The organism is Rhodococcus sp. JS3073, from assembly GCF_026810085.1.
GTDB lineage: Bacteria > Actinomycetota > Actinomycetes > Mycobacteriales > Mycobacteriaceae > Rhodococcus_F > Rhodococcus_F wratislaviensis.
The window spans coordinates 6,656,383-6,672,421 of the sequence record NZ_CP113951.1; the positions used below are offsets into that span (position 1 = coordinate 6,656,383).

14 protein-coding genes are annotated in these 16,039 nt (G+C 65.9%); 7 read left to right on the forward strand and 7 right to left on the reverse strand.

The annotated features are described in order from the left end of the window. The first annotated feature begins 6 nt into the window (after window positions 1–6). Window positions 7–1,875 (forward strand): Na+/H+ antiporter NhaA, encoded by a 1,869-nt coding sequence (nhaA, locus tag OYT95_RS30205; RefSeq protein ID WP_268789875.1) that lies wholly within the window; start codon window positions 7–9, stop codon window positions 1,873–1,875. Here the strand turns inward: nhaA and OYT95_RS30210 are convergent, their stop codons facing one another. Further along, window positions 1,876–2,223 (reverse strand): GNAT family N-acetyltransferase, encoded by a 348-nt coding sequence (locus OYT95_RS30210; protein ID WP_037226882.1) that lies wholly within the window; start codon window positions 2,221–2,223, stop codon window positions 1,876–1,878. It abuts the gene before it with no gap. Window positions 2,224–2,333: 110 nt separating this feature from the next. Between OYT95_RS30210 and OYT95_RS30215 the strand changes: the two genes are divergently transcribed. Together OYT95_RS30215 and OYT95_RS30220 are read left to right on the forward strand one after the other, a co-directional pair. Continuing rightward, window positions 2,334–3,242, forward strand: a complete 909-nt coding sequence (locus tag OYT95_RS30215; RefSeq protein WP_268789876.1) for an LLM class flavin-dependent oxidoreductase — start codon at window positions 2,334–2,336, stop codon at window positions 3,240–3,242. Continuing rightward, window positions 3,239–3,592, forward strand: a complete 354-nt coding sequence (locus OYT95_RS30220; RefSeq protein WP_268789877.1) for a hypothetical protein — start codon at window positions 3,239–3,241, stop codon at window positions 3,590–3,592. Before OYT95_RS30215 ends, OYT95_RS30220 begins: the two co-directional genes overlap by 4 nt. Before the next feature lies 1 nt (window position 3,593). Here OYT95_RS30220 and OYT95_RS30225 read toward each other — a convergent pair whose 3' ends face one another. After that, entirely contained in the window at window positions 3,594–4,772 is a 1,179-nt protein-coding gene (locus tag OYT95_RS30225; protein WP_268789878.1) for a serine/threonine-protein kinase, read from the reverse strand. Between the two features lie 61 nt (window positions 4,773–4,833). Between OYT95_RS30225 and OYT95_RS30230 the strand changes: the two genes are divergently transcribed. Both OYT95_RS30230 and OYT95_RS30235 read left to right on the forward strand, forming a co-directional pair. After that, entirely contained in the window at window positions 4,834–6,231 is a 1,398-nt protein-coding gene (locus OYT95_RS30230) for a plasmid pRiA4b ORF-3 family protein (protein WP_268789879.1), read from the forward strand. A gap of 223 nt (window positions 6,232–6,454) precedes the next feature. Beyond that, window positions 6,455–6,907 carry a hypothetical protein gene (locus OYT95_RS30235; RefSeq protein ID WP_268789880.1) on the forward strand — a complete coding sequence of 151 codons (453 nt, stop codon included), beginning with the start codon at window positions 6,455–6,457 and terminating at the stop codon, window positions 6,905–6,907. A 201-nt stretch (window positions 6,908–7,108) separates the two neighbouring features. On the opposite strand, the gene OYT95_RS30240 is transcribed toward OYT95_RS30235, so the two are convergent. Then, on the reverse strand, window positions 7,109–8,674 hold the full coding sequence (locus OYT95_RS30240; protein ID WP_268789881.1) for a DUF6884 domain-containing protein: 1,566 nt from the start codon (window positions 8,672–8,674) through the stop codon (window positions 7,109–7,111). 9 nt (window positions 8,675–8,683) lie between these two features. On the opposite strand from OYT95_RS30240, the gene OYT95_RS30245 reads away from it, so the two are divergent. Then, the gene (locus tag OYT95_RS30245; RefSeq protein WP_268789882.1) at window positions 8,684–9,733 is read left to right on the forward strand and encodes a DNA polymerase IV; all 1,050 of its coding nucleotides are present in this window, start codon (window positions 8,684–8,686) and stop codon (window positions 9,731–9,733) included. Here the strand turns inward: OYT95_RS30245 and tnpB are convergent. From tnpB to OYT95_RS30260, 3 genes are all read right to left on the reverse strand, one after another. Further along, window positions 9,718–11,217, reverse strand: a complete 1,500-nt coding sequence (gene tnpB / locus OYT95_RS30250; protein WP_268789883.1) for an IS607 family element RNA-guided endonuclease TnpB — start codon at window positions 11,215–11,217, stop codon at window positions 9,718–9,720. The genes OYT95_RS30245 and tnpB overlap by 16 nt on opposite strands. Before the next feature lie 536 nt (window positions 11,218–11,753). After that, window positions 11,754–12,959, reverse strand: coding sequence for an IS4 family transposase (locus OYT95_RS30255; RefSeq protein ID WP_268789884.1), 1,206 nt, complete (start codon window positions 12,957–12,959; stop codon window positions 11,754–11,756). Between the two features lie 395 nt (window positions 12,960–13,354). Next, complete coding sequence (locus tag OYT95_RS30260) at window positions 13,355–14,353, reverse strand: MBL fold metallo-hydrolase (RefSeq protein ID WP_268789885.1); 999 nt, start codon at window positions 14,351–14,353, stop codon at window positions 13,355–13,357. A gap of 232 nt (window positions 14,354–14,585) precedes the next feature. Between OYT95_RS30260 and OYT95_RS30265 the strand changes: the two genes are divergently transcribed. Further along, complete coding sequence (locus OYT95_RS30265) at window positions 14,586–15,467, forward strand: glycine-rich protein (RefSeq protein WP_268789886.1); 882 nt, start codon at window positions 14,586–14,588, stop codon at window positions 15,465–15,467. 69 nt (window positions 15,468–15,536) lie between these two features. Here OYT95_RS30265 and OYT95_RS30270 read toward each other — a convergent pair whose 3' ends face one another. Continuing rightward, on the reverse strand, window positions 15,537–16,004 hold the full coding sequence (locus OYT95_RS30270; RefSeq protein ID WP_235214694.1) for a CarD family transcriptional regulator: 468 nt from the start codon (window positions 16,002–16,004) through the stop codon (window positions 15,537–15,539). Window positions 16,005–16,039: the final 35 nt, after the last annotated feature.

Below are 16,039 nucleotides of genomic sequence, written 5' to 3' on the forward strand. Positions count from 1 at the left end.
GACCAGATGACGGTCGAGCAGAGCAGCCCCACCACACTTCGAAGACTGTCGGCGCGGTTGGCCCTGATCCGCGACGACACCGACGACGACAAGCTGTCGGCCGGTTTCCTCCTCGTCGCCACGATCCTGGCGTTGGTGTGGGCCAACATCGGTGATTCGTACGAGTCGTTCTGGCACACCCCGGTGACGATCCAGATCAGCGACTACAGCATCAGCCTCGACCTGAAGCACTGGGTCAACGACGGGTTGATGACGCTGTTCTTCTTCGTCGTGGGGCTCGAGGTGAAGCGTGAGCTGACGATCGGCGAACTCACCGACCGCGCCCGCGCCGCCGTCCCACTCCTCGCCGCGATCGCGGGTCTGGCCCTGCCCGCCGTGCTGTTCCTGATCCTCAATCCCACCGGGGACGAGGCCACTGCGTGGGGCGTCGTCGTCTCCACGGACACGGCGTTCGTGCTGGGCGCACTCGCGCTCGTCGGACCCCGATGCCCCGCCCGGTTGCGCGTGTTCATCCTGACGCTGGCCGTCGCCGACGACATCGGCGCCCTGGCCATCATCGCCTTCTTCTACACCGACAACCTCCGGCTCGGACCGCTGCTCCTCGGGTGTGTCGGACTGCTTCTGATCATCCAGTTGCGCAAGCTCGAGGTGTGGCGTGGCGTCGCGTACTTCATTGTCGCGGCGGGCACGTGGGTTGCGTTCTACGAGTCCGGCGTCCACCCCACCCTCGTCGGCGTGCTGATCGCGCTGATCCTGCCCGTGTATCCGCCGCGGCGCAGCGAGGTGGAGCGGGCCGGTGAACTCACGCGCGCATTCCGGCAGTCACCGAACTCCGACTACGCCCGCGCCGCCCAGCTCGGTGTGCTGCGCGCGGTGTCCGTCAACGAGCGGCTCCTGCGCTTCTACCAGCCGTACACGGCGTTCCTCGTCGTCCCGATCTTCGCGCTCGCCAATGCCGGCGTGGTCATCACCGGGCAGACGCTCGCGGACGCGGCACGGTCTCCGCTGGCGTGGGGCATCGTGCTCGGCCTGGTAGTCGGCAAGCTCGTCGGCATCACCGCGGCCACGGCCCTGTTCGCGAAACTGCGGCCGGGCAGCCTGCCACCCGGGCTGACACTGTCGCAGATCGCCGGTGGCAGCGCGCTGGCCGGCATCGGCTTCACGATCTCGCTCTTCATCGTCGACCTGGCCATCGACTCACCCGAGCTGGCCAACGACGCTCGGGTGGGCGTCCTGACAGCGGCCGTCATCGCCACCCTCCTCGGTTGGGCGCTGTTCCGGCTGTCGGACTGGGTGCACCCTCCGACCGAGGTCGCCGGACTCACCCTGCTCCGGCCCGTCCACCTCGGACGCGATCACCTGCGCGGACCGGTGGATGCGCCGCTCACCCTCGTCGAATACGGCGACTTCGAGTGCCCGTTCTGCAGCAAGGCCACCGGCAGCATCCGGGACGTGCGGGCGCATTTCGGGGACGAGCTCCGCTACGTCTTCCGGCATCTCCCACTCGACGCCGTGCATCCGCACGCGCGTTTCGCCGCCCAGGCGAGCGAAGCGGCCGCCGCGCAGGGCCGGTTCTGGGAGATGCACGACCACCTGTTCGCCAACAGCGACGCCCTCGCCGAGGACGAGATCTTCGGTTACGCCGCCGAGTTGGGGCTCGACATGGACCGGTTCGAGGAAGACATCCGCCGGGGCACCTTCGTTCACCGCATCGACGACGACGAACTCGACGCCGAGTCGAGCGATTTCCGGGTGACCCCCACGTTCTACCTCGGCGCGACGGGCACGGACCTCGCCCGGCACAGCGGCCCCTACGACGCCGCCACCCTCATCCGGCAGCTCGAGGAGGCGCGCGGCGTCGACGGCGCGCCCTGATCAGCCCTGCGACTGCCGCACCGCCTGGATCGCGGCCGGGGTGACCGGGTCGGTGTCGTCGGCGAAGTCGTCGTGCTTCTTCAGGTAACCGGCGACGAACGGGCAGATCGGCACGATCCGCTTGCCGCCCCCGACCGTCTCGGTGAGAGCGCTCCGGATCAGGGTGGTGGCGAGGCCACGCCCCCCGAACTGCTCGCCGATCTCGGTGTGGAAGAAGATCCGTTGATTCTCGTCGTCGAGGTACTCGGTGAACCCGGCCAGTTCACCGTCGACGTGGACCTCGAATCGGTGGAGTTCGGGGGCGTTCCGGACCTCGGGTGCGGGACCGTTCTTCGTGTCGTCTGTCATGAACCCACTATGCCGCCCGGCTCCGTTCCGAGTGCGCGCCGGGTGTTCCCGGGCGTCGAGGTGGTGGATGATCGAAGGAGTTCCGCGATCCGAGAGGGGACGCGACCGCCATGACCGACTACGGCAGGGTCCTGCAGTTCGGGGTGTTCGTCACTCCGTCGGTGGAGTTGCTGGCCAACACGTTCGAAGTCGCCGCGCTCGCCGACGAGACGGGCCTCGACCTGATCGGCGTCCAAGACCACCCCTACCAGGCGAAATTCCTCGACTGCTGGTCGCTGATGGGCACGTTGCTGGCCAGGACCGAGCGGGTGCGCGTGTTTCCCGACGTCGCGTGCCTGCCGCTTCGCCCGCCGGCCGTGATGGCGAAGGCTGCGGCCAGCCTCGATGTGATGTCGGGAGGGCGGTTCGAACTGGCGTTGGGTGCGGGTGCGTTCTGGGAGGCGATCGGGGCGATGGGCGGTGACGTGCGCACTCCCAGGCAGGCCGCGACGGCGTTGGAGGAGGCGGTCGACGTGCTCCGCCTGATGTGGTCCGGTGAGCGTGCCGTGTATTCCGAGGGTGAGCACTATCGCCTGGCGGGCGTGCATCCCGGTCCGGTCCCGGCGCACCGGATCGGGATCTGGCTGGGCGTCGGCGGCCCCCGGTTGCTGCGTGCGCTGGGACGGTCTGCGGACGGGTGGGTCCCGTCGAGCTCGTACTTTCCGCCCGAGGTTCTGCCCGGCATGCACGCGAGGATCGATGCGGGTGCGACGGATGCGGGCCGGGACCCGAGCTCGATCGTCCGCGCCTACAACGTGTTCGGTCAGGTGAGCGACACACCGTCGGACAAATTGTTTAACGGAACCACCGAGCAGTGGGTGAGCCAGCTGACGGAACTCGCAGTGGCGACGGGCATGGACACGTTCGTGTTCGGCACCGACGGCGACGACCTCACCCAGGTCCGCAGGTTCGCGGCCGACGTCGCGCCCGCCGTTCGGGCCGCAGTGGATCAGCACCGCGGAACGGGTGCGCGGGCATGAGCGAACCCCGGCTCCTCCTCATCGGCAGGCGCCAGTCCACGCTGGACGTGTTGAAGGAAGAACTGACCCGGTTCGGGCGGGACGTCGTGGCATCCAACGACCGCGAACTGATCCGGCGGGCACTCCTGGACGGAAACGTCGACCTCGTCGTGATCGGCGGCGGCCTCGACGATCGCGCTCGGGATGCCATGCGGGACTTCGTGCTCGGCGTCCAGCCGGACGTCCCCGTGCAGCTGCTGCCGCGCACGGCCGGAGCGAGCCCGGCCTCGGTCATCCCGTTTGCCAACGAACAGATCGTGCTGTTCAAGGTTCACGCAGCGGCAGGCGACGAAGACGCGCAGTCCGACTAGGTCAGTTGCCGTCCTTCTCCTTGTCCTTGGGCTTGTTGTTTCCGTTGCCGTTGTTGCCGTTGTTGTTTCCAGGTCCGGTCTTCGGTGCCGGGGCGCCGGTCGGTGGGGGAGGCGCAACCGGGTTGACCTCGACGGCACTGCTCGGGGCGGAGACGGGCGCCGGGGCGGGAACGACGGCGGTGGTGCTCGCACCGGGACCGACCGTGCCGTCCTGGTCTTGCGAAACGATGGCCAGCGCCGCCACGACCACGGCCACCAACACGGCGGCGACGAGAGCAACGATCAGGCCGATCCGCCGTGGTTGCGGGGACTCGGGCGGCAGCTCATGGACCGTCGTCGGTGTGAACGTTCTCGTCGGCGGCGGATGCGCGCCGGGTGCTCCGAGGACGGCGGCCCGCATGACCCGGGCGTCGGCGTACCGCTGCTGCGGGTCGCGAGCCATCGCCCGCTCGATCGTGTGCACGAGGTGCGGATCGGCGTCCGGACGCGTTTCGCGCAGCGGCCGGGGCGCCCCGTCGGTGATGGCCCGGGCGAGCGACAGGATGTTGTCGCCGGTGAACGGCCGGTGCCCGGCGAGGGCTTCGTAGCCGACGACGCCGACGGCGTAGAGGTCGTCAGCGGTCGTGGCGGGGGTGCCCAGGATGCGATCCGGACTGAGGTAGGCGACGGTGCCCAGCACCTGTCCGGTCGCGGTGTGGTCGGAGGCGGCGCTCTTCGCGATGCCGAAGTCGGTGACCTTCACCGTGCCCTCGGCGGTGAACAGCACGTTTCCCGGTTTGATGTCGCGGTGCAGGATCCCGGCCCCGTGAGCTGCGGCGACGGCGGCGAGCACGTCGGCGAGGACCGACCGCACCCGCGCGTCGGGTACGGGACCGGCCGCGATCTCGTCGGCGAGGGTGCGCCCGGGCAGGCGCTCCATCACGATGAACGCCACTCCGGCGTCCTCGCCGCAGTCGTGCACCGCGACCACGTTCGGGTGATTCAACGTGGCGGCCAGCCGGGCCTCCGCCTCGAACCGTCTGCGTGTGTCGGGGGCGGACGCCAGTTCCGGGCGCAGCACCTTGATCGCGACCGGTCGCTGCAGGCGCAGGTCCCATCCGTCGTGCACATCGGCCATTCCGCCGCGCCCCAGCACTCCCCGCAACTCGTACCGACCTGCGAGAACTGCGGACACCGACATGCGCTCACGCTATCGTCAGCACTTGTGCCGGACACCGCTGCCTCCCACCTACCATGACGCCATGACCGCTTCGGGTAAACGCCGACATCTGTCCGTCGTCCCCGACGTGCCGGTGATCGTCCGGCCGTCGGAACGGCCGCGTCGCCGTGACGTCGCGAGCTACCACCTGCGGATCGAGCTCGACGACGTGTCGCCGGCCATCTGGCGGCAGTTCGTCGTGCCGTCGAACCTGCGGCTGCACGAGCTGCACCCGATCGTGCAGACGGTCATGGGCTGGCAGGACAGCCACCTGCATTCGTGGGTCGGCGGCGAGCCGCCCGCCTCGGAGCGGTACGAGATGCGCGAAAGCATCGACGAGGGCTTCGCCGACGAGGACGACGAGCTGTGCGAGGACGCAGTCCGGCTCGATCAGGTTCTGGCCGAACCCGGCGAGCTGCTGTCGTATCAATACGACTTCGGCGACGGCTGGGACCATACGATCGTCCTCGAACGGATCGACGCCGACGAGCCGGCTCCGACGGTCGCGTGTCTCGCCGGCGCTCGCGCCTGCCCACCCGAGGATTGCGGCGGACCGGGCGGATACGCCGACCTGCTGACGGTCCTGGCCACACCGTCGCACCCCGGTCATCACGACGCCGGGGCGTGGGTCGGGCCGGGGTTCGCGCCCGAATCGTTCGGCGTCGACGCCGTGAACCGCAACCTGCGGATCGAGATCGTGATCCGTGACCACGGGCCGGTGACGGATTCGAAGCTCGCCGAACTGCTGCGCCGGATCCCCCATCAGGCTGCCCCGCACGTCTTTTCGCTGCTCGAGCACGCCCGCCTCACCGAGCGGAGGGGCGACATACCCGCGGCCCAGGAACTGGCGACGCTTCACCTGCGATGGTTCCTGCAGCGCATCCGATCCGACGGCATCACGCTGACCCAGGCGGGCTACCTGCCCCCGGCCGTGGTGGCGGAGATGCGGCAGGAGCTACCGGGCTTCGACGACTGGCCCGCGACCAGCAACCGCGAGACGGACCAACGGCCCGTCCACCTGCTCCGGGAGTACGCCAAGACACTCGGACTGGTGCGCAAGTACAAGGGAAAACTCGTCCGAACCAATCTCGGAACGGCGATGGCGGACAACGCGACACAGATGTGGCGTCATCTGCTCGATCGCCTGCCGCTGGGCACCGAGCAGATCGAGCGGGAGGCCGGATACCTCGTGCTTCTCACGCTCGCCGCAGGCACGTCGTCGGACGAACGCAGGGACGTGATCGCCGAGGGACTCGCCGCCCTCGGCTGGCAGACCAGCGACGGAACGATCGTCGGCCGGGAAGAAGTGTTCTGGATGGGCCGTCCCACGATCACGTTCCTCGAACTGATCGGCGCAATGGTCGAGGGCTGGGTGCAGCGCGACCAGCCCATGGATCCCGAATGGGGTCGACTCTTCGCGCAGATGGTGCTGTCGATGTAGGTCGGTAGCGCCGCAACAACATCGGACTACGCCCGAACCTTTTTGGGCGCAGTTGCTTTCGACCCGCAGGGCTAACGCGCGGTGCCGATTCCTCCAGGCGTCGCCGGACAGTCACGCAAATGACACTCGTCGATGCAGAACGATTTCGGGCCACATCTGTCGGAATCTTCTGCTTTGATACGTCCATGCAATAGTCGGTCGCGAGCGAGGGAGGTTGACGACGATGGTCGATTCCACCGAGGTGCCCGAGGTTTCGTGGGCGGGAATGGTCGAGTGGTTGACGGGTTCGCTGGTCGATCAACCGGTCGCGCTCATCGTCGAGATCGGCCCGAACAGTTACGTCGGTGAGGACGACGACGAAGAAGTTGTCTGCGCGCAGATTCAGGTACTGGCGGACGGTGTGTTGATGCTTCGTCGATCACGAGTCGAACTCGGGCACCTGCTGCTCGCCGACTATTCCGCTGAGCACCTGGCCCTCGACAGGTGGCATTTCGACGGCCACTTCGAAGACTGTACGGACGGCTATCTCTTCAGTCGCGATGTGAACCTGATCGCGAACACCTGCGTGGCCTGGTTCCGGGACAATTGGGGCACCCGGTCCACCAGTGAACTCGGATGCTCGTATCGGTTCCCCGACGAGTTGATTCCGTCTGTCGACGCCGACGACGTGTTCTGACCTCCGCCGCGGCAGAAGTCGAGGATTCGAGGGTCGCGGTACGTCGATTCCGGCACACTGGTTCCATGAGCACTCCGCCGCGTCGTCGGTGGGTGTTGCATGTCGACGAGTCCAACGAGACGAGCCGCGGACCCCGCATGAGTCGGTTTTCCGCGAGGTGAGACCTGTAATTCGACCCCCAAGTTGGGTGGGGGACCGGCCTCAGCGGTGGTTACGTCGAAGTTCTTTGAGCCTCTTCCGAATCGGCGATGGATCCATTCCCTGAAGATTCAGGGGCGGATCGATACTCGTCAGCACGTCGTCCTCGAGCTTCCCCAGCGTGTCCGCGTCCACGTAAGGGACGGTCAACACTTTCAGGTGTTGCTTCATCCAGACTGTGAGCGCTTCTTCGTCAATGCTGGCGCTCCCAGCGGTGTTGGCGAGAATCGATCCGAGAGTCTTTCTAAAGGTGGAGAATTCGTGGCGTCCGCCGAGGTGCATGCCGGAGATGCGCGACCACAGAGTGTTGCTCGAACGCTTTCCGCTCGGCCAGCGGGTCGCTCCTGCCAGGCCTGCGTATATCAGTCCACGCGTGACCTGCGTGTCGAGTCCGATCGTCAGGTCCGAAGCACCGGAATCGTCAACCCACCAGCTGTAGAGGCCAGGGACCCTGAGACCTTCGCCGTTGTACCCGAGGAATTCTGTCGGTTCGACTGCCTGGGATTCGTCGAGCAGCATCGTCACAAATGATGATGTGGCCTCATGGGCGTTCTCGTTCTGAGAAACCTGAACCCCTTCAGAGTGAGGATCAAATGAGGCGTACCACTGGAGTCGCGCACCCATGGCAAGGCCCTCGAGTCGGTTGACAACTGTTGCCCCTTTGGCAGTGAGATGGTCTGCGATCACATTGATGTAGGGAGCTCCAGCATGAATCTCGACGACTTTGTCGCGTAGTGGCCCGGCGAGCAATTCGAGACGCTCTACCGCCCACGCACCCCAAGCTGCGCGATAGGTGGGCGGGGTGTCAGGAAGGTAACGCTCGTAGGGGGCGAGCCAGTCGTCGGGCGCGACGAGCCCATGCTCGGCGGACAGAATGAACCACGGAATGCCGCGGACTTCGGCATAGGCCCGTTGCTTCTTGAACAGCGACGAGATATACAGGTCCTTGGCTGCTGCTGGGACGTCGAGTTTTGTCTTGACGCAGGTCACCAGCAGTAGATCTGGCTGCTCTGCGTTGTCGGAGTGGTTGGTAGCGGGTGCTGACGGCTCGGGGGACGCGACAGGACCGGCCTTGTGTGCCGTGGCATCTTCTGTAGGGGTGCGGAGGAACGTGACTTCCGTGCCCAGCCGAACGTCGCCGACAGAGAATCCAGCCGACTGCCATTCACGAACGTGGGGGCGATCGCCCGACCACCATGTGCGGTGCTTCGATGCAGAAGGTGGCAGCTCACCGACTACGTCCTCGAGTTCGTCCCATCTCAAGCGAATCGAGGTGCTGATTCCACTTAGTTTCTCCGTCAAGGAGCTCCACTGCGCCACAGGAGCAGTATTTATCACGTCACCGACAATGGTCGCGCCGAGGTCTCGTTTCTCGACTGGATTGCCGCCAATAATCTGCGTGCCGCTGAATTCGGCACATTGCCTCCAATCCAGATTTCCGACAGGACCGAGCTCGCGGCCGATTGCCAGAGCCTGTCGGATGTGCATCCAGAACCGACAAGCCAAACCGTCATCAGGACACGGCAGACCTCGTGGATTCGAGGATTGCAAGTTCTCGAGTTCAGGCACACTGGTTCCATGACCACTCCGCCGCGTCGCCGGTGGGTGCTGCATGTCGATCTCGACCAGTTCATCGCCGCCGTCGAGGTGCTGCGGCACCCTGAGCTGCGGGGACGTTCCGTCGTCGTGGGCGGTCGCGGGGATCCCACCGAGCGCGCGGTGGTGTCGACGGCGTCGTATGAGGCGCGTGAGTTCGGTGTCGGCTCCGGAATGCCGATGCGGATCGCGGCACGGAAGATCCCGGACGCGGTATTCCTGCCCGTCGACGCCGAGGCCTACACCGAGGTGTCGGCGGTCGTGATGGATACGTTGCGCAAACTGGGCGTCGTCGTCGAGGTGATGGGCTGGGACGAGGCCTTTCTGGGTGTCGAGACCGACGACCCGGAGGCCTTCGCGCGAACCGTGCACGACGCCGTCCTCGACGCGACCGGGCTGCACTGCTCAGTCGGCATCGGCGACAACAAGTTACGAGCCAAGGTCGCGACGGACTTCGGCAAACCGCAGGGCATCTACCGGCTGACGGAGGAGAACTGGTTCGCCGTCATGGGGGAGCGCCCCACCGACGCGCTGTGGGGGATCGGAAAGAAGACAGCGAAGAAGCTTGCCGCGCTGGGCATCAGCACCGTGCAGGAACTCGCAGACGCCTCGGATCAGGAGTTGGCCGCGACCCTCGGTCCGAACATGGGACCGTGGTACGCCAGGATCGGTCGCGGCATCGACCTCTCCCCGGTCTCGGCGGAGCCCTGGGTGGCCCGGTCGCACAGCCGGGAGACTACCTTTCAGCAGAACCTCGCCGGCCGGGAGGCCGTCACCGAGGAGATTAGACGTCTCGCCGCCCGGGTCAGGGAGGACATCCTCGCAGAGAACCGCCCGGCGGTGCGAGTGGCGTTAAAGGTGCGCTACGCCCCGTTCGACACCCACACGACGAGTAAGCCGCTTCCGGAACCGACATTCGATCCCGACGTGATCTCCGACGCGGCAGCAGCATTGGTCGACAGACTCGACCACGAGCGGGAAGTGCGACTCCTTGGCGTGCGGCTGGAGATGACCGTTCACGCTGAGTGTTGATTCGTGCACTCGGCATGAGTGTCCGGGTTACCCCGGCCACGTTCACCACTCGGTGGTGTTCCCGCAGCGATACCGTCTGCCCGCCGGGCGGGTCTTATGGTTGGTTTCTGTCGGGCATCTTTTACGTCTCGTCCGTAACTCGCCGAAGACGCACCACCGTCAACAACCGCTGCGAGGGCAGCGAGGTTGAGAGCAGCATTGTGATCACGATCCGCGCGGTAACCGCACGCATCGCAGAGGAACACCCGAACATTCAAAGGCAGTTTGATTTTCACTACCTGGCAGCTCGAGCAGGTCTTACTCGACGGATACCACCGGTCTGCCACATGCAGACTGGTGCCGGTCCACTCGGTCTTGTAGGTCAGTTGTCGCCGGATCTCGGCGAGCCCCGCATCATGCAGAGCCCGGCTCAGCCCGCGTTTGTAGGCCCCGCCGGAGCGGGTCATTCCGGCAATGTTGAGGTCTTCGACAACGACGGTGTCGAAGTCCCGGACGAGTCGGGCGGTGAGTTTGTGCAGGTGATCGCGGCGCGCGTCGGCGATGCGGGTGTGTACTGCCCGGATCTGGTCCTGGGCGCGCTGCCACCGGCGGGAGGGTTGTCGGCCGGTGCGACGATCCGGGCCGACACGGCGGGACGCGCGGCGCCCGAGGCGACGCAATCTCTTCGCGTGCTTGCGGGCGTGTTTCGGGTTCTCGATCATCTCGCCGGTCGAGAGGACCGCGAGGTGCTTGAGCCCCACATCCACTCCGACGACCGACCGAGGACAAGCGGTGACGGCGGGGAGAGCTATGGCGGGGAGAGTGATTTCGACGGAGAAGGACACCTGCCACCGGCCGCGTCGATACGACAGGGTCGCCGACCGGATCCGAGCCGTCCCGGTGATCGTCTTGCGGGCCAGTTTGCGGGTGGATTCGCACGTCCGGATCGCCCCGATCCGGGGTAGCTGCACATGACGGCGGTCGCCGCCGTCGGTGACCAGCCCGAAACTGCCTGTCGTGAACCGGCAGGAGAGTACCGCCCGTTTGCTTTTGAAACGGGGGAATCCCATCGAGCCTTTACGTTTCCCTGACCGGGCGTCGGTCCAGTTCGACAGGGCGGCCGCGCAGTTCGCGATCCCGGAACTGTAGGCCTCTTTCGAGTTCTCCGGCCACCACACCTTCCCGGTGTCGGGGTTGACGGCGATGTCGTTCTTGACGGTGTTCCAGTGTTTGCGCAGGCTGTACGCAGACCACGACATTGACGGGGTGACCTCCGCGTCCGGAACATCGTAGGAGCGTTCCGCAGCGCGTTGGTCGAGGTTTGCCTTGACCTGCGAGAGTGCCCAGTTGTAGGCGAAACGCTGCGCCCCGCAATGCGACCGCATCGCCTCGACCTGTACCTGGGTTGGATCGAGAACGTACACGAACGCCCGAATCACCACCCGAGACGGCTCCGGCGCAGCGATGTCGGCAGTCCGATCCGCGAGTACCGCAGTGCCCGTCATGGGCGGTCCGTCGCGGCGGTCACGGCAGTGTCCGCACAGCGGGCACCGTGCTGCCCGTGCATACGGGCACACTGCGACGTCATCACCTCGGTCATCTCCCGCACCAGATCATCAACCACCCCGTTGTCGGCCAACACGAGCAGAGTACGACCTTGTACCGACAAGAACGCCTCGACGTACTCAAGCCCGAACCCTGAAACTGGCCAACCGATCCCGATGCCCCAACACGATCGTCGTCACGTCCGGATCGGCACACAGCTCATGTAGTTTCGTGCGCTTCCCGGTCAGGCCGGAACCGAACTCCGTGACCGTCTTCGACACACTTAGACCCAATACCGTTCAGTTAGTGAACGAGGATGGTGCATTTCGGCGGTTGGGTGGGTTGTGGATGGTGTTGGTGGTATGCGCGTTTGGCGGCCCATTTGAGGACTTTGCGTTTGACGACGCGGGGGTTTGATCGGGGTCGGCGTGCTGGGTTGATGCGGCGCAGGATTTTGGCGATGCCCTGATTCCACAATCTGGTGGCGGCGTGGTGGTTATGAGGGGGAAAAAGAGCTGTGGGACAGGGATCGTCGGGTGATCCGCAGGGCGGCGACGAAGGACATCCGATCCGGGTCGTGACCGCCGGCGGTCGCGGCGTCGCGCATCAGCGTGCGGATGGCGTAGTGGCAGCACAGGTGCCCCCAGATTTCCTGCTGAACCAGCGGTGGGGATTTCGACCGCAGCACGGCGCGTGGTCCGCGTTGGTGGGTCTTGAGTTCGTCGAAGGTGTTCTCGATTTCCCAGCGTTGGGCGTAGGCGAGGGCGAGATCTTCCGCGGGTGCGTCGGAGGGGTCGAGGATGGTGGTCAGCAGTCGGTACTGTTCGGGGGTTTCCCGCCCGTCGTCGAGGGTGTAGTCGATCACGCGCACCGTCAGTGGTGTGCGCTGCTGCCGATTCTTCCCGGAGGTGGGGATGATCTGTGCCAGCCAGGATCCGTCGTCGAGGGTCTCGAGGTGGCGGGGTGAGAGCGTCGATTTGACCCTCCACAGCAGATCGGCGCCGGTGGCGGTGGCCCGGGTCCAGATGTCGAATCCGTACAGGCCGCGGTCGGCGAGCAGCAGCATTCCCGGTTCGAGGGTGTCGAACAGATCGTGCGTCAACTCCCGCTCGGAGGTGCGGCACGGTCCGATCGCGGCGTCGAAGACCGCGTGGGTGCCGCATTCGGCGAGGGCCACCAATCGTGCCTGCGGGAACGCGGACTTCTCGCCGCGACTCGATCCGGGCCGGCCGAAATGCTCGGCGTTGGCCGGGGTGTCGGGCAGGTCGAGGCAGGTCCCGTCGAGGGCCACCAACCGGCGCCCCGCGAGCCAGGATCCGGGTGTATCCGCGTCGGCGAGCGGTCGTGCGACACGGCGGAACAGCTCCCGCACCGGTTCGTGCCCCAGCCGGGACCGGGCCTGGAAGATCGCCGATTTCGTCGGCGACGACCAGGACTGCGACCATCCCGACGACCACGACAAACCGTCGGTGAGCTGCTCGAAGACCTCCTCATAGGAGCCTTGCGAATTCAATGCCATCCCGATCGAGAAATACGCCGTCACGCGAGCGGTCAACGACCTACTGCGCTGCTCGGTCCGCCCGCATTCCGCGATCACCTCATCAACCAAGGACGCGGGAAACACCCTGGTCAACAACCCCACCGACACCACATCCGACAACCGCCGATCCGAGACCGGCTTCACCCATCCACTCCGAGGCACACCTCATCGTAACGCAACCCGCACTAACTGAACGGTATTGCACTTAGACCACGTTGACCGCACCCGTTCACCACCCGACCCGCCTGCCGCAATTCGGTTTTCTGATCAGACGACGACACCCGGCAACACTCCACAACCGCGCCCGAAGTCCCGACAGATGGCGCGCAGGCCGCAGGATCTACCACCAGGATGGTGCCCGTCGGCAACGGCCGAGCTCGGATAGGGAGCGTTTCCGCGTGAAACCACGCCAACGCGGTCCGATACTTCATCGTTAACTACCGCCGATAGTGCAACATCACGACACTGAACGGCACGAAACCATCTCAACAAGCGAACAGTAGGAACTCGCCCAGGTGAGCGGCGGAGCGTGCCCAGCACGCTCTGCCGCTCACATGTCAGCGGCGGGCGAAGACGGCGGGTTCGCTGTCGGGGACCTGGGCGACGAGGTCCCGGGCGACGAGGTGTCGAAGGTGAGCCGCCGCCTCGGACAGGGCCATGCCCTTGCCCATGGGTGAGATGTCGGCCCACGGCTTGTACCACTTCATGCGCTCGGCGACCTGCCACACTGTGATCTGGTCGTCGCCGAAAGCCTTGTACAGGTGGTCGAGTCGCTCTTCGTGGTGCTCGATGAGCTCGCCGGCGCGGCCCGCGACGTCGTCGATGGGGATGCCGTGGGCACCGAGGCCCCGGGTGATGTTCATGGTCTGGACGCGGCGCAGCGAGTCCATGAACTCCGCCAGGGCGTCGCGCTCCTCGAGCGGGTAGACGAAGTTGCCGACGTGCGGCGTCGTCTTCTGCAGGACGTGGTCGCCGGTGAACATCACGTCGGCGTCTTCCAGGTAGAAGCAGACGTGGCCGGGCGTGTGGCCCGGGGTGTAGACGGCGCGCAGGTTACGACCGGCGAGCGCAATGAGTTCGTCGTCGACGAGCACGCGGTCGGGGGCCGAATCGGGACCCGCAGGCGGCTTCCCCGACGCGGACTTCTCGAATGCCTCCAGGTCTGCGGGGGCGGCGCCGGCCCGCGTCATGTTCTCCTTCTGGAAGTCCAACCACTCGGGGCCGTGACCGGTCGACATGTGCTCGAACATTCCGTGATCGGATTCATGCATCGCGATCCACGCTCCGGAGGCCTCTCGGACGCGACCGCACAGACCGGTGTGGTCGGGGTGGAAGTGGGTGAGTACGACGCCTTCCACATCCTTGACCGAGTGCCCGATGGCCTCGAAACCGGAGGTGAGGCCGTTCCAGGCGTTGTCGTCGTCCCAGCCGGCGTCGACGAGGATCAGACCGCCGGGGGATTCCATCGCGTACACGAGTGTGTGACCGAGGGGATTGTCGGTGATCGGGACCGGAATCTGGAAGATCCCGTCACCGATGGGCGCTGCGTCGTTCATATGCATACCTCGTTGCCTAGAGGAACAAATTAGTTCTACTTACCTTCATACTGACCTTTCGCCACGGTTTGCGATACCGCGGGTCCCGATTAGCGGAACGACATGGCCCGTGACCAGGTGCTTTCGTGCGAAATCCGACCGGGAGACCGGAAGACCCACTGGATGCCGGACGCTATGGAATGCTCCACTCGGACCAGCTTTCAACATGCTCGCGTTGCGACAGGAGACTGCTTTGACCACAACCCTCGTTCGATCACGCCGCCGGTGGTACACGACCGGAATGTGTGGCCTTGCCGTAGTGGGTGCCTCGGGACTGCTTGCCCCCAGCGTGGCGGTTGCAGCGCCGGCGGCGTTGGCTGCCGGCTGTGTGCAAGGCGTCGGCACCCAGGTGACCTGCACGTTCACGTTCACCGGCAGTGCGCAGTCGTTCACGGTTCCCGAGGGCGTTACCAGCTTGGCCGTGACGGCAACGGGCGGACGTGGTGGAAACAGTGAAACCATCCTCGGCGGCGCCGCGGCCGTCGCGACCGGACAGCTGACGGTCGCCGCGGGTGACGCGCTGTACATCCAGGTCGGCGGCAACGGTGGCGACGGCGACGGCCAAGCCGGATACAACGGCGGTGGAGCCGGCGGCACCGGCGCAAATGGCGGTGGCGGTGCCTCCGACGTTCGCACCGGGACGGGTGAGCTGGCGGATCGTCAGATCGTCGCCGCGGGCGGAGGCGGTGCGGGTGACACCTACATCGGCGGCGCAGGCAATCTGGCCCCGACCGGGCCCGCCGGCCAAGCCGGCGGCGGGGGAGGCGGCGGAGGCGGCGCCACGGACGTCGCTGGTGGCCTCGGAGGCAACGGTGGCACCGACCCGCATGGTTCGCCGGGTGAGGCCGGTGTCGGTGGTGCCGGTGCAGGCACGGGTGGCGGTGGTGGCGGCGGCTGGTTCGGCGGCGGAGGCGGCGCCGAGAACTACGGCGGTGGCGGAGGCGGTGGGGGATCGTCCTACGCGCCCGGCGGAACCTTCAGCGCAGCTGGGGCGGATGCTGTTTCGTCGGTAGTCATCACGTACGGGGCCGGATCGGGAACAGGGTCACTCGGAAACCTCTTCGGCAGCAGCTGATCTCGACTCCCGCGCACGAAATCGGCAGCGGCCCCGAACTTTGGTTCGGGGCCGCTGCCGATTGTGTTTTCAGACTGCGACAACCGCCGCCGTAGAGGCAGACGCGGGTTCGTAGATCGCCTCGATGCGGCGCCGAGTCTCGTCAGGGTCGGACTTCATCGCGAGGACGAGTTCGGAAATGACGAGCTGCATTGCGTGCTCGAGCTGCCGCTTCTCGCCGGCCGACAGCGGCTTGACCTGCGCACGCGTCATCAGATCGCGGATGACTTCACTCACCGTGAAGATTCCGCCCACGGTCAGCTTTTCCTGGTTGGCCTTGAACCGCCTGGACCAGTTCGACGGGTCGTCGACCGTCGGACCACGCAAGATGTCGAAGACGCGACCGACTTCGTCGTTGTTGATCGCATTCCGGACGCCGATGGATTCGGCTTTCGCTACCGGGATCTCGATGGACAGCCCGTTCTGGGCGACTTCGAACTGTACGTATTCGGTGGGCAAATCGTTGAACATCCGGGTCGTGAGCTTTGTGACTGTCACGGACCCATGGTGCGGGTACAGAAAGATATCACCGA

Bases quoted from the DNA above. Each gene is read 5' to 3' on its own strand.
- nhaA (WP_268789875.1), top strand. From the start codon at position 7: ATGACGGTCGAGCAGAGCAGCCCCACCACACTTCGAAGACTGTCGGCG.
- OYT95_RS30210 (WP_037226882.1), bottom strand. From the start codon at position 2,223: ATGACAGACGACACGAAGAACGGTCCCGCACCCGAGGTCCGGAACGCC.
- OYT95_RS30215 (WP_268789876.1), top strand. From the start codon at position 2,334: ATGACCGACTACGGCAGGGTCCTGCAGTTCGGGGTGTTCGTCACTCCG.
- OYT95_RS30220 (WP_268789877.1), top strand. From the start codon at position 3,239: ATGAGCGAACCCCGGCTCCTCCTCATCGGCAGGCGCCAGTCCACGCTG.
- OYT95_RS30225 (WP_268789878.1), bottom strand. From the start codon at position 4,772: ATGTCGGTGTCCGCAGTTCTCGCAGGTCGGTACGAGTTGCGGGGAGTG.
- OYT95_RS30230 (WP_268789879.1), top strand. From the start codon at position 4,834: ATGACCGCTTCGGGTAAACGCCGACATCTGTCCGTCGTCCCCGACGTG.
- OYT95_RS30235 (WP_268789880.1), top strand. From the start codon at position 6,455: ATGGTCGATTCCACCGAGGTGCCCGAGGTTTCGTGGGCGGGAATGGTC.
- OYT95_RS30245 (WP_268789882.1), top strand. From the start codon at position 8,684: ATGACCACTCCGCCGCGTCGCCGGTGGGTGCTGCATGTCGATCTCGAC.
- tnpB (WP_268789883.1), bottom strand. From the start codon at position 11,217: ATGACGGGCACTGCGGTACTCGCGGATCGGACTGCCGACATCGCTGCG.
- OYT95_RS30260 (WP_268789885.1), bottom strand. From the start codon at position 14,353: ATGAACGACGCAGCGCCCATCGGTGACGGGATCTTCCAGATTCCGGTC.